This is a genomic window from Pyrinomonas methylaliphatogenes (assembly GCF_000820845.2).
GTDB classification, from domain to species: Bacteria; Acidobacteriota; Blastocatellia; order Pyrinomonadales; family Pyrinomonadaceae; genus Pyrinomonas; species Pyrinomonas methylaliphatogenes.
Genome location: NZ_CBXV010000002.1, coordinates 376005 through 389630 on the forward strand (window position 1 = coordinate 376005; position 13626 = coordinate 389630).

Here is a 13626-nt window from a genome sequence, read left to right on the forward strand (position 1 = left end):
GCAAAGCGATATTTTGGAAACGCGCGTTGACGGATGGCGTGTAATGATCGATGATTATCGAGGGCGCGCGGAGGTGAGGCGCGTCCTCAAAATTAATGATCGTATCCGAAGCGAATTGCGAGAAGCCACCGACAACTGGCCGATGTTGCATAAAGGGATCCTTCCCGCGCTCAACAGACCGCTTCTGCTGATCCTCATCCTCGTCTCAAACTTGCAGCTCTCGACGGCGAGGATCTCACACCATGCGGATGCGCTGGGATCAAGCGCGAACCAGACGAACGCCTATAAAACGGGCGAACGATTGATCTACAACATCTCCTTCGCCCACATTCCGGTCGCGGCGCATGCCGAGCTGGAAGTCGTGGGACGGAAGGACTTCAATGGGCGCGACGGGATCGAACTGCGCGCTCACCTTGAAACCGTTGACATAGTAAACGCGGCGCTGCTTGCGCTCGATGACGATTTCATTTCGCGCATCGATCCGGTTTCGGGACTCCCTTTCTACTTCGCTCAAATCAAACGCCCGCCGATGAACGATCCGTCAGCGGAACTGACCTCATCGCCGAGCGCGCCGCTGACGCGGGTTTTGAATGTCGCTTCCGGCGCATTCGATCCATTGTCAGCCATCTACTATCTGCGCGCGTTACCGCTTGCGATCGGCGCGCGCCAACGCTTCCGAATCCTCTACGGCTCAGAGATCGTCGAGGCTGAAGCGCAGGTGCGAGGCGCGGAAAGGATCAACACCAACATCGGCGTCTTTAACGCGCTCGTCGTCCAAATCCGCGTGCGCAACGATCAGCGTTTGAACGATTATCGCCCGCAGATCTACTTCAGCGATGACGCGAACCATCTCCCGCTCCTCATCACCATTCAGCATCCGGCTGGCGAGATACGGGCCGAGATCGCCAGCTTCGAAGAGATGGGATCGCCAACGCCTAATCCGGAAACGAAACGAGCTTCGCCGCCAGTCGCAACGCGCTCCGTCGAACGCCTCGTCCCGCGCGGAGACTTGCCCTTCAGTCCGAACGAGCAGCTCAATTTCCGCCTCATCCTCGGTCCGACCGAGGCTCCGATCGGTCGCATCACGCTACAAGCTCGCCCACGCGCGCGCTATTTCGACCGCGACGCGCTGCTTTTGACGCTCACGGCGCAAACATCCTCCGAGAGCGCGCGTCTTTTTTCGCTCAACGATCGAATCAACTCATATGTCGATCCGCTGACGCTGCTCCCCTTCAGGATCGAATTGCAGATGCGAGAGGGCAGTTGGAGCCTCACACGGACGATCACCGTGGACCAGGATCGAGGGCTCGCGCTACAAGATGACGGCAAGCGGATCGAGATCCCCGTCGGAACGCACGATCTATTATCGGTCGTCTATGCGCTGCGCTCCTTCGATCTCACCCCACCGAAACGCAACGCCGTCGCCATCCTCGCCATCTCGCGCCCCCGCACGCTCTACGTCACGGCGCTACAGCGCACGACCATCGAACTCGGCGGTCAGCGCATACGCGCCATCGAACTTGCGCTCACTACGGATGATGCGGAAGGCGATAAGCATCAGCTTCGCCTGTGGGTGAGCGATGATCGCCGGCATCTGCCGCTGAGATTGTCCGCGATGACCCCATTCGGTCCGCTCAGGGCCGATCTGGAGATCATCCCGTTGATCGAACAGTGAGAAGATCACCGCGGCTTGTGCGTCTTCGCATGTGAGCGACAAATGGGCTGAGCCTTTCTTGAGAATCCGCATGGTGGCGCGCAGAATCGGTGATGGGCGAGGCGATCAAGCTATTGATGCTTTTTGAGAATCCGCATGGTGGCACGCAAGGGCGCATACTGCATGTAACCGGCAAATGATCTGAGCCTTTCTTGAGAAGGGATCGCCGAGGTTTCAATCGCGGACGAGCAGCTTTTCGGGCGGCAGCATCGCCGGTTTTCCTCTGTGCTGCCAACATCGCTCAAGACCTCGCACCCGTCGCTGGCAAGGAGTTCCCTTCTTCGTTCGCGCGCCGCAGATGTAGAAGACCTCGCCGGTCGCCGCGCTGGAATCGCCCACAGGACGTGTCGCGAGCGGCATCGCGCTCACCGTTTGCGGGGTGGCGGGCTGAAGAATGAGCGGAGGGTTGCGATCTACGCTCCAACGCCCGATGATGACGCCCGCCCCCAAGAGCGACGCGGTGAGGAGGATGGCCATCTTCCACTCGCTCGCGCGAAAGCGCTTGTCACACTTTGAACAGAATCGCCGACTGGTCCACGGAAACCATCGCCGGCGTTCGACGCGTTCACCGCACTCGGCGCAAAAGTTCGGGCGATACATCGCGAGAAGGTTTTCTCTGACGAGCCGGTCGGATGAAGCGCAGCCATCGAGCATTCGCAGAGAATCGTCCGACCGAGTTCATCAGCTTACGTTAGCCCTCCGAGGGGCGTGAAACATCCCACACATCCAGAAGGATCTCCATCACGCCGCCGCAAACCATCCCTTCTTCGCTAGCCTCATCCGCCGTCAATCGAAAGGTGTACAGAGCCGGTCGCCCCGTGCGCATCACTTCTTGCGCTTCGGCCCAGACCTCAGCTTCGACACAACCTCCACCGACAGTCCCAGCCGTTTCACCGTTTTGAAAGAAGAGCATCTTGGCGCCGCGCCGTTGTGGCGTCGGACCTCGTGTGTGGGCCACCGTGGCGACGACGACCCGTTCGCCACGCGCGTTCGCTTCGCGTATCAGCCGATAAACTTCGGCTTGCGATAATGCTCCCATGGCCGATCGCTCCCCGATTCAATCATGGCACATATGATCTTGGCGGTCGCGTCGGCTGTGTGACCGGCGGCGCATTACGCTGAGAGTTTTGCTCGCCGTCCGAAGATTCTATCGAACCAGAGGTCGCCTCGTCATCGGCCTCATTGAGGCGCGCGCGTAACCGCTCGATCTCCGCATCAGCGCGGGCGATGGCGGATTCCAGCCCTTGACGCCTTCTTTCGAGCAGCTCGAGTTGCGAACGCAAACGCGCGCGCTCGCTCTCCAATTGGCGCCTGATCTGCTCGCGCACCTCTTCCGGTCGCGTCGTGCCGATCAGCGCCGCACGCCGTTCGATGCTTGCCGGATCCAGATCGTACTCGAGCTGTTCGAGCCGCGCTTTCAGATCAGCTTCACGCGATTGCACATCGGTCAACTGCGTGCGCAGGCTATCGGCACGCTGTTCGGCCCGTGACAGTCGCTCCAGATCGAAGAGTTCGCGCTGCTGCGTCTTGAGCGCGTTCAACTCCTCGCTGAGGCGATCGACCTGCGCGGACAGGCGACGGACCGTGCGTTGTAGGCTTTCGATCTCGCTCTCCCCGCCGGTCCGACCGGCATTCTCTTTTGCTGCCGCGTCATCCGCTTCAGCCGTGCTGACGAGTTCCGGTTCGTAGCCGAGCGGCGAAGCGGCCCGTTGCGGCGATACGCGCTTCTGCTGCGCCTGCGAACTTACCAACAAAGACGCGCACGATAGTACGAGCAGCATCGATCTCACTATGTTCAACATCTTTTCGTGCCCTCTGCTTCGATCTCTTGCGAGGGAACCATTGTCGCTCGAGGCTCACCGATTTACACGCCGCCCTATCCGCCGCGGTTCCTTTAACCGGGCTGGATCTTGAAGCTGATGTCCATCGCGCGCGCCGAGTGGGTGAGCGCGCCGACGCTGATAAAGTCGACGCCCGTTTCCGCGTAGGCGCGCACGTTCTCGAGCGTAATGCCGCCCGAAGCTTCGATCAGAACATGCGGCGCAAGCTCGCGCGCGATCCGGACAAGCCGCGCGGTCTCTTCGGGCGTCAAATTGTCGATCAACAGTATGTCCGCGCCGCTTGCGATCGCCTCGCGCAGGTCGCGTTCGTTCGACACTTCGACTTCGATCTTGTGTAGATGCCCGACCGAGCGACGCGCGCGTTCGACCGCCGTCGCCACTCCGCCTGCGAGCGCGATGTGGTTGTCTTTGATGAGGACGCCGTCATCCAATCCGAAGCGATGATTCTGCCCGCCGCCGACCACGACGGCATACTTTTCGAGCATCCTCAAGCCCGGCGTCGTCTTGCGCGTATCGACGATGCGCGCGCGCGTCCCTTCGACAGCGCGCACGAACTGGCGCGTGAGCGTCGCAATCCCCGAAAGCCGCTGTAGCAGGTTGAGCGCGACGCGCTCGCCGGCAAGTAACACGTCAGCAAAGCCGCTCGTGCGCGCAATGGTCTTACCGGCTTCAACCTCGTCGCCGTCGGCGACGAAAGCTTCGATCTGCTGCTGCGAATCGAGCGAAGCGAAGACCGCTTCGGCTACTTCCAAACCGGCGACCACAAGCGGCTCTTTGGCGATGAAGCGACCGCGCGCGTGCGCGTTGCGCGAAACGATCGCCTGCGTGGTGATGTCGCCGCGCCCGATGTCTTCGTTGAGGAACGCTCCGACCTGCGAAAAGAGCGCGTTGTCATCGAGCCAGTTCATCCGAGTGCCTCCAGAGCCTGCGCGAGAGATTTCAAACGCTGTTCGATATCGGCGAGCCGCCGCTTCACCTCTTCGACCTTTTCGGCTGGCGCGTGTTCGCGGAACCCTGTATTCGCAAGCTGCGCGTTGATCTTTTCGGCCTCTTTTTCCAGCTTGGCGCGCTCGCGTCGCAAGCGCTCGCGCTCGGCGGCGAAATCGATCAGCCCCTCGAGCGGAACGGCCACTTCGGCTCCGCCCACCGCCGCGCGCGCCGAAGCTCGCGGCGCTTCCAGCCGCTCGGCGATCAGCACTTCGGAAGCGCGCGCCAGTCGCGAGATGTGCGGCACGTAGGCGACGAAGACCTCACGCAGATGCGCGTCCGCCGCGCCGACGAGCACACGCACGTGCTCCGACGGTTTTATGTTCATCTCCGAACGGATGTTGCGCACGCGCTTGATGAGATCGATCACCGACTGCATTTGGCGTTCGGCCTGCTCATCGCGCCGCGCCGCGTCGCTTTGCGGAAAGCTCGCGAGCATGATCGTCGGTTCGGCGTCGGCGTAAGCCGGATGCAACTGCGCCTTCCCTGCGCCCGGAAGTCTATGCCAGATCTCTTCGGTGATGAACGGCATGAACGGATGGAGCAGCCGGAGCGCCTGTTCGAGGATGGTGAGCAGGCGGCTGCGCGCATCGACGACCGCCGGCGACGCTTCGCTCGCCGTGACATCGACTTTGGCAAGCTCGATGTACCAGTCGCAGAAATCGTCCCAGAAGAAGTGATAAAGCGCCTGTACGGCATCGTGGAATTCGTAGCTCTGGATCGCCGCGTTGACGCGCTCGGTCACGCGATTGAGGCGCGACACGATCCACCGATCATGAAGCGCCCACCGCCCCCGATCTTCACTGAATCCGCGCCCGACCGTTGCGCCCTCGGCGTTCAACAGACAGAAGCGCGCCGCGTTCCAGATCTTGTTGGCGAAGTTGCGGAACGATTCGACCTGTTCGTCGCGCCAACGCACATCCGTGCCCGTGCTCGCCGCCGCGAGCGTGATGCGCGTTGCGTCCACGCCATACCTGTCGAAAAGATCGAGCGGATCGATCGTGTTGCCCTTCATCTTCGACATCTTCTGCCCGTGCTTGTCGAGGATGAGGGCCGTGATCACCACATCGCGGAACGGCACTTCGCCGACGAATTTCAAACCGGTCATCACCATGCGCGACACCCAGAGGAAGATGATGTCGCGCGCCGTGACCAGCACCGAAGTCGGGTAGAAGGTCTTCAAGTCCTCCGTCTCGTCGGGCCAACCGAGCGTGGAGAAGGGCCACAGAGCCGACGAAAACCACGTATCGAGAACGTCTGGATCCTGTTCGAGCCGATCGGTTCCAGCTTTGGCCCGCGCCTCATCTTCAGAACGCGCGACGATGAGGCGCCCATCTTCGGTGTACCAAGCCGGAATGCGATGTCCCCACCAGAGTTGGCGCGAGATGCACCAGTCGTGAATGTTCTCCAACCAGTCGCTGTAGACTTTGGTCCACGGAACTTCGGGGATGAAGCGCGGACCGCGCCCTCGGGCGAGCGCCTCGAGCGCCGCGCGTGCCATCTCGTTCATGCGACAGAACCACTGCGTCGAGATCAACGGCTCGATCACCGTGCGGCACCGATCGCAACGCGAGATGGCGAATTCGTAATCCTCGACCCGTTCGAGCAACCCAAGTTCGCTGAAGCGCTGGACCACACGCTCGCGCGCTTCATACCGGTCCAGTCCGGCGAACTCCGGTCCTGCCGCTTCGGTCATGCGCGCGTGTTGGTCCATGACGATGACGTGCGGCAGGTTGTGTCGACGCCCCATCTCGTAGTCGTTCGGATCATGCGCCGGCGTGACCTTGACCGCGCCCGTGCCGAAGTCAGGGTCAACCGATTCGTCGGCGATGATCGGGATCTCGCGCCCGACGAGCGGCAGAATCACCGTTTGGCCGATCAACTCGCGATAACGTTCGTCGTGCGGATTGACCGCCACCGCCGTGTCGCCGAGCATGGTCTCGGGGCGCGTGGTGGCGACCGTGATGCGCCGATCGCTTCCTTTGACCGGATATTGCAAGTAGTAGAGCTTGCCTTGAAAAGGCTCCTTTTCAACTTCGAGATCGGAAAGCGCCGTCTGATCCTTCGGACACCAGTTGATGATGTAATCGCCGCGGTAGATCAATCCCTCTTCGTATAGGCGGACGAAAGCTTCGCGCACGGCGCGCGACAAATGCTCGTCCATCGTGAAGCGCTCGCGCGACCAATCAACGGACGCGCCCTCGCGCCGCAACTGCTCGGTGATGCGCGAGCCGTACTGCTCTTTCCACTGCCAGACGCGCGCGACGAACCGCTCGCGTCCGAGGTCATGGCGCGTCAACCCCTCTTTTTTGAGTTCGCGCTCGACGACGATCTGCGTCGAAATGCCCGCATGGTCCGTCCCCGGCAGCCACAATGTGCGGTAACCGCGCATGCGATGGTAGCGCGCGAGCACATCCATCAACGTATGCTGAAGGGCATGGCCCATGTGGAGCGAGCCCGTCACGTTGGGCGGCGGAATGACGATCGAGAAGATGGGCGCTTGGGGATCGCGGTTCTTCTCCGGAGCGAAACACCCTTGCGCCTCCCAACGCTGATAGTGCTTCGATTCGGCTAAGTGCGGATCGTAAGCTTTCGGAATGTCGGAAGCGATATACTTCGCCGTCTTTGTCGAATCGGTCATGCCTTTAACCTAACGCGCTATTGTCGAATGGGTATCGAAAGCCCCCTCCAGTTATAGTAAACAAAGGGAGACTCAGGCACAAACGATCCCGAGCCAATACACCTTATAAATGGAGAAGGATCGAAGCGAGCGCCTCGACGCTCGTTTCGATCCTCTCTCGAATTGCTAGCTGTAATGAATGACTATTGACGCCGCGCGCGTTCCTCTTCCAGTTGCCGTTTGATCAGCAGTTCGGCTAGTTGCGGAACGACCTCCCAGGCGATCTCCTGCACGACGCGCTCGGACATCTGTTCGACGACCCGTCGCGCAATCGCATCTATCACCTCAGGTGACAGATGGTCGATCCGCAATTGACTGGCGCTGCTCTCAGCTCTCGGCGTCGAGATGGGCGTGTCTGGCTCCGCCTGATCTTCCAGCACAGCGGGCGTGATCTGCGCTTCGAGCGGTTCGGTTGCAGCGATCGCTACCGCGCTCCCTTCGCTCTCCTCCGGCGGAACTTCAACCACGATCTCGGCCTCGCCCTCTTCGCTCACCGCTTCGACCTTCGGTCCCGCATCGGCTGTCTCCAAATCATCTAGGTCGAGCACAAAAGCCTCTTCTTCAGCGAGGGCGGCCTCCTGCCTAACCTCCTCTTCGCCCAAGTCGAGGATGAGATCATCGGCCTCTTGTGCCATGCCTTCCGCTTCGCTCATCTCGATGATATCCTCGCTCGCCGACAGGTCCGCCGGAGCCTCCGCTGAGACGAGCGGTGTCGTCTTAGCGCCGCTTCCAATCTGCTGGTCCACAGATGCGCCCACCCCAGCAGCGCCTTTCGCTTCGCCCACTTCGCTCGGCGATGGCACTTTCGGCGAATCAGCAGCCGCAGGCGGCGTTGTTTCGGCTGCTTCCGTTACACGCTCCTCAGCCACGTCTCCACCCGACTTGCCGCCCAAGAGCGTACCGACCTTGTTTACAAGCTCCCGAATCGATTGGAAGGGTTTCGTCAAGACTCCATCCGCGCCTACTTTGCGCGCCTCCGCTTCGTTGAAAGGTTCAAAAACATTAACGAGAAGTAGGACGGGGATATGTCGCAGACTCTTTCGACTCTTAATGTAAGCGCAAACCTCATAACCACTGCGCCGTGGCATGTGCACGTCGGCAAGGACGAGATCAGGCACCTCCCATTTCAATATTTCAATGGCCTGTTCACCATCGCTCGCCACCATCACCTTCGCCCCTTCATCGGCGAAGGTCAGGCTGACGATCTTCTGAATCGCGACGGAATCATCCGCCACCAGAAGTTTGCGCCCCGCTAACAACGTGGCTCTCCCACGACAGGAGCTCACGCTCTGACCGAGCGCGCTGCCATGCGGCGCACTCGCCAAAACACTAACATCGGCCATAACCGCCCGTCAAGAGATTTTTAACGCGCTTTTTACCTATCATCGCACTTTAACGAACTCTTGGCCCAGCCGTTTGGCGGGCGCTCCGCTTGACAAATATCGTCACCAGCGGCGATGTTCGGTATCCCTATCGGATTCGAGGCGTCTCGACGTAGAATTTTTCGTCGGCATCGGGCCGAGAGCTGTGTCGTTTTCGAACATTTGCGAAGGAGGAGAGCTTCAATGGATGTCAGCAAAGCCCTAGAGGTCCTACGGCCGCTTTATGGCAGAGACAACATCGAGATCGTGACGCTGGATGGAAGGCGCGTGCGCGGGCTTATCCGCAGCTTGAAGACGACCCAAGCGCTCAACCGACCGAGCGTCAAGATCGAACGGGCCAATGGCGAGATCGTCAAGATCGCTTTCGATTCGATCGCCGAGATCATCGATCATAACGTCGATCCTTCGCGCTAGTCTCGGGGCGCGTCAGCCGGTCTCGCTTTTGGCACGATTTTCGCTTATAGTTAACTCTGCTGGGCTAGCCCCAGCGCCGAGAGTATGGAGAAGAGTTTGAACAAGACGATAGAGGAATTTGGCGAGCGCGTCGCCAGCGCATGGCAAGGGATGCGTCCGACGACCAAGAGATTGGTCGAGCGCGCGCTGCAAACCTCGCTGACGGCCATCCCCTACGATGCCCGCGCCGAGTGGGAGCTTTGCCGGCTACTCGCCGCGTTAGAGGATCGCGCCAAAGAGGCCAAAGGTAACCTCAACGCGGAGCAGATCGAAGCGCTGATGCGGATGGCGGACGCTTGTGCAGCCATCCTGCACACACAAGCGCGTTCAGCCGAAAGCTTCGAACTCCTTTTCACGCGCGCTCTACGCGCAAAGGACTTTAAGAAGGTGGACGAACTGGCCGATTCGCTTCTGACGCGCCTTGCATTGAGCGAGATCAGCGAGTTGGCCCGCTCGAACAACGTCATGATTCGTGCGATCGCGTTCGAAACCCTGGCCCAAGCTCCGACATCCGCTCTCGTGCAATTGCTCAACGATCCGGTGGACGCAGGCGTCGCCCGCATCGCGCTCTACATTCAAGCTGAGGAGTACGGATCGGAAGAAGCGCGCTGGGTCATCGAAGCGATCGAAGAGGCGGCGGAAGTAGAGCTCGATTCATGACCGCGGAAAAGAGGTTGTGAGCGGGCTGGGTCACGTCAATTCACCTGCCGACAGATTGAAAGGGCCGTTTCAAACGGCCCTTCGCTTTTGCGCCTAGCCTTTGCCGGCGCTCAAATTTCGTCTTCGCCTCCGAGTTTAATGGGCGCGTCAAAGGCTCTTTTCGGCCCTGAGGTGGCAATCAAGCATCTTGCGCCGCGTCGTGCGCGCGACCGATCTCATGCAAGCGCGTGATGACCTGCTCGATCAGCCAATTCGGCGTCGAAGCGCCAGCCGTCACGCCGACTCGCTTCACGCCTTTCAGGTCCTGCGGGTTGATGTCATCCGCCGTCTCGATCAGGAAGCTTCGTTCACACTGCTCTTTACAGACGGAGAGCAGTTTCATGCTATTGGAAGAGTGTGTGCTACCGATCACGTAGAAGGCATCGACCTGACTGGCCAAAGCGCGGGCTGCCTCCTGACGATCTCGCGTCGCCGAGCAGATCGTGTTAACGACTTCGGGTTCAGCATCGGCCTTAGCGCGCACAGCTTCAGCCGCTTCCAAGAACGTCTTCAGTTTGAGCGTGGTTTGCGAAAGCACGATCGGCGCATGCAATGGCGGCAGCTTTTCCACTTCGCTCGCATCGCGCACGATATAAGTCCTTTCGGGCGCATGTCCGCGCACGCCGATCATTTCGGGATGGTCCGGATTGCCGACGACGACCACATCCCGCCCCTGCTTGGCCGCGCGTTCGGTCAAACGCTGCACCCTGGTAACGAAAGGGCATGTCGCGTCGATCACCTTGGCGGCGCGGGTTTCGAGTTCGCGTTTGACTTGCGGCGCGACGCCGTGCGCGCGGATCACCGCGACCGTTTCGCGGTCAGCCTCTTCGGGCGCATCCATGGTCGATACGCCCTCACGCTCGAGCCGCTCCATCTCTTGTTTGTTGTGAATGAGCGGTCCGAGCGTTCGCACTTTGCCGCCGCCTTCGCGCAGCGCGTTTTCGACCATTTCGACGGCGCGCTCGACGCCGAAACAGAAACCGTACTCTTCCGCCAAAAGCACTTCCATCGTTCAGGCCAGTCTATCGAAAGATCGGCGCAATGCCTGCGGAGAGGATAACAGGCTCGCTCGCCCGATTTCAAGGCGCGAATCGTCGCGATCGAAGATTACAACAAGGCTTCCGAACGCACCGGCTCGCGCAAGATGGCTTCCGCCGCAGCCTTTGCCCGACGAGCCGCATCCGCGTGAGCGTGGCGAAGCGCCGCGATCTGCATGAGCGATTCTCCCGTGCGCGAGAAGAGTCGAAACAGATCGCCCTCTTCGGCTTTGGTTTCACGCACCAGATCGAGCCACGAAACGCCCTGCGCCCAACGCGCTGCCGCGGCGGCGGCAGAGAAGTTTATCTCCGAAGCCGGTTCTAAATCTTCACGCCACTCGATGCTCGCCACTTCGTAAGCGATCTGTTCGAAATCGGCGAGCGCCATCACCAACTCATCGTCGAGCGGGAGTTCGCCGTAATCGCGCTCTTCATCTGCGGCAAGCGCCGCCATCAAACCGGCTGTGCGCGGCACATCGAGCCGCGCGAAGAGGCCGCGCTCCAAAGCCTCGCCGACGAGCAAAGGACGATCGAGACGAAGGTCGGCGAGCCAGCGTCCGCGTTCGGTGACGCGCTCAGCGCGCATATCGAGATAGCCGAAGTGCGCGAGCACGCGCGCGCGCTGTTCGAACGGACGCCACGCTTCGGCGCGGAGGTTTTCGAGGCGGCGCTCCAACCTTTCCAGCCTTTCGGCCTCTTCGATCGTCTCCCATAACGCGCGCGCGCAAGGGCCGTCGGCTGGACCAGTCACACGTTCGATGAGCTCGTCGAGCAGCGCGACGGCCTCACTCGTCTCCTCTCGCGCTTCGCGAAGACGCGGCTCAGCGAGCGGTTCGACGCTGCCGGCGCGCACTTCAGCGAAAGCGACCTCGCGCGCCTTGTCGCGCAATCCGTAGATGCGGCTGTAAACGCGCCCGACGCGCGCGAGGCTCAAGACGACGCGCCGCCCATCTGGACGCACGCCGATCAGGTTCATCCCGCGCCTCTCCGTGACGAAGATCAGACGATCTCTGTTCCGCCCGATCTGCACGACGCGGCCCGGCACGACTACATCGTCGAGCCAGTGCATGAGCGTTTCAGCCTGGGTCGCCGGACCGCCCTCAAGAAGATAAGCGCGCGCGCTCGCCAATCGCTCCAAGGCGCGCGCCCGCTCCACACCGGAGTCGCAACCGGCAGCCGCGATCCGTTCCTTGATCCGTTCCGCGATCCGTCGGCTTTCATGCTCGAAGGCCGAAAGTTGTTCCGTCAGATCGCGATAGGCGAAACTGCGCTCGACTATCTCGCGCACCTGAGCGAAGCTGCCGTAAGCATCGAGCAAGTTGAGCAGCGTCGTATAGGTCGCGCGGAATTGACTTTCCAACGGATCGGGCGGCGCGTTCAAGAGTTGGACCATACGTTGCGGATTCTGATGCGGTCCCGGAGAGGCGACGATGAACCCGACGTTGTCTTTCCCGCGTCTGCCGGCGCGCCCCGTCATCTGCTGAAACTCGGAAGCCGTCAACGGACGCCAGCCGTGCCCTGTGCGCATATCCGTGCAAGTCAGCACCACCGTCCGCGCCGGGAAATCGACGCCGGCGGCGACCGTCGCGGTGGCGAAGATGGCATCGAGAAGCCCTGCGCCCATCATCCGTTCGACGACCAGCTTCCACGCCGGCAAATGGCCAGCATGATGAGCGGCCACGCCGCCGCGCACGACCGCCTCCCAATGTCGATGATGACGGATCTCCGGATGCGCGCGCGCGAATTCGCGCAAGAAAGCGCGCCGCGCTGCTCTTCTCTCTTCGTCCAGATCGCGCCGTAACATGGCGGCTTCGGTCGCCGCCTCATCGCAACGTCGCCGCGTCGGCAAGAAGACGATCGCCGGAAGAAGATCGTAAGCTCCCAAAGCGTTGAGCAGCGTCGCGGGCGGCATTTCAGGCAAGTGTATGCGCGCTTGGCGTCCAGATCTGGTCCAGCCATCCTTGACGACGAAATCTTCCAACGCCCGCAAGATTTCAGCGTTGAACTTACCCGCCTCATCGACGAGCGGCGCGATCTCCCCATCGGGGAACAGGAATGCAGCACGCAAAGGCACTGGGCGCGCGCCTTCGCGCTTGACGATCCCGCATCGCGTGCCACGCACCCGTTCGATCCACGCAGCCACCTCCTCAGGGTTGCCGATTGTCGCCGAAAGCAGCAGCACGCGCACGCGCGGTGGGGTGAGGATGATGGCTTCTTCCCAGACGTGACCGCGCTCTTCATCCGCCATGTAGTGCGCCTCGTCAAAGACGACCAGATCGGCGCGCACCTCACTGCCGCCGCGCAGCGCATCGAAGAGTTGGTTGCGGTAGACTTCCGTCGTGCCGACGATGAGCGGGGCGTCCGCGTTTTCGCGACGATCTCCCGTGAGGATTCCGACCAGTTCGGCTCCGAACTCTTGCCTGAACTCTTCGTACTTCGAATTGGTCAAGGCTTTGAGCGGGCTGGTGTACCAGGCGCGACGACCTTGTCCGAGCAGACGACGGATCTCCTCGCGCGCGATCCAAGTTTTACCCGCCCCGGTCGGAGCCGTCACCAAAAGATCCTCACGTTCTATTCGCTCGAGCGCTTCGAGTTGAAATGGGTCCGGTATAAACGGACCCGCTTCCGGCGTGCCGATCCCCTCGAGCAGACGGCGGACGGCGCGCGGGCGCGTTGCGGCCCGAGTCGCGCTCGCTTTAGAACGCTGCGCCCCGCCCTTTTGCGCCTTCCGCCCTGCCGGCCTTCTGGTTCGGCGCTCTCGATCTCTGTCCTTAAGCCGTGCCATGCGGTAGCGATTTTACCCCAAGAGTTTGGCGAACGCGCGCAGTCTGCT

The 13626-nt window shown here is 61.1% G+C and carries 11 protein-coding genes; 3 read left to right on the forward strand and 8 right to left on the reverse strand.

From position 1 onward, the window contains the following. Nucleotides 1-142: 142 nt before the first annotated feature. Nucleotides 143-1675, forward strand: coding sequence for a DUF3108 domain-containing protein (locus tag PYK22_RS03295; protein ID WP_162199781.1), 1533 nt, complete (start codon nt 143-145; stop codon nt 1673-1675). Nucleotides 1676-1888: 213 nt separating this feature from the next. Here the strand turns inward: PYK22_RS03295 and PYK22_RS17465 are convergent, their stop codons facing one another. From PYK22_RS17465 to PYK22_RS16300, 6 genes are all read right to left on the reverse strand, one after another. Beyond that, on the reverse strand, nt 1889-2191 hold the full coding sequence (locus PYK22_RS17465; RefSeq protein WP_157770637.1) for a hypothetical protein: 303 nt from the start codon (nt 2189-2191) through the stop codon (nt 1889-1891). Between the two features lie 214 nt (nt 2192-2405). After that, nucleotides 2406-2753: an XdhC family protein gene (locus tag PYK22_RS03305; protein WP_041974234.1), complete on the reverse strand. Its 348-nt coding sequence runs from the start codon at nt 2751-2753 to the stop codon at nt 2406-2408. A 22-nt stretch (nt 2754-2775) separates the two neighbouring features. Beyond that, nucleotides 2776-3516, reverse strand: coding sequence for a hypothetical protein (locus PYK22_RS03310; RefSeq protein WP_041974236.1), 741 nt, complete (start codon nt 3514-3516; stop codon nt 2776-2778). Between the two features lie 92 nt (nt 3517-3608). Next, entirely contained in the window at nt 3609-4463 is an 855-nt protein-coding gene (gene nadC, locus PYK22_RS03315) for a carboxylating nicotinate-nucleotide diphosphorylase (protein WP_041974239.1), read from the reverse strand. Beyond that, nucleotides 4460-7183: a valine--tRNA ligase gene (locus PYK22_RS03320; RefSeq protein WP_041974242.1), complete on the reverse strand. Its 2724-nt coding sequence runs from the start codon at nt 7181-7183 to the stop codon at nt 4460-4462. Before PYK22_RS03320 ends, nadC begins: the two co-directional genes overlap by 4 nt. A 182-nt stretch (nt 7184-7365) precedes the next feature. Next, on the reverse strand, nt 7366-8481 hold the full coding sequence (locus PYK22_RS16300; RefSeq protein WP_157770638.1) for a response regulator: 1116 nt from the start codon (nt 8479-8481) through the stop codon (nt 7366-7368). 306 nt (nt 8482-8787) lie between these two features. On the opposite strand from PYK22_RS16300, the gene PYK22_RS03330 reads away from it, so the two are divergent. Beyond that, nucleotides 8788-9018: a hypothetical protein gene (locus PYK22_RS03330; protein WP_041974246.1), complete on the forward strand. Its 231-nt coding sequence runs from the start codon at nt 8788-8790 to the stop codon at nt 9016-9018. A gap of 96 nt (nt 9019-9114) precedes the next feature. Beyond that, complete coding sequence (locus PYK22_RS03335) at nt 9115-9717, forward strand: hypothetical protein (RefSeq protein ID WP_157770639.1); 603 nt, start codon at nt 9115-9117, stop codon at nt 9715-9717. A 178-nt stretch (nt 9718-9895) separates the two neighbouring features. Here the strand turns inward: PYK22_RS03335 and ispH are convergent, their stop codons facing one another. Together ispH and PYK22_RS16305 are read right to left on the reverse strand one after the other, a co-directional pair. Further along, complete coding sequence (gene ispH, locus PYK22_RS03340) at nt 9896-10765, reverse strand: 4-hydroxy-3-methylbut-2-enyl diphosphate reductase (protein ID WP_041974252.1); 870 nt, start codon at nt 10763-10765, stop codon at nt 9896-9898. Between the two features lie 98 nt (nt 10766-10863). Next, entirely contained in the window at nt 10864-13578 is a 2715-nt protein-coding gene (locus PYK22_RS16305; protein ID WP_060635287.1) for a DEAD/DEAH box helicase, read from the reverse strand. Nucleotides 13579-13626: the final 48 nt, after the last annotated feature.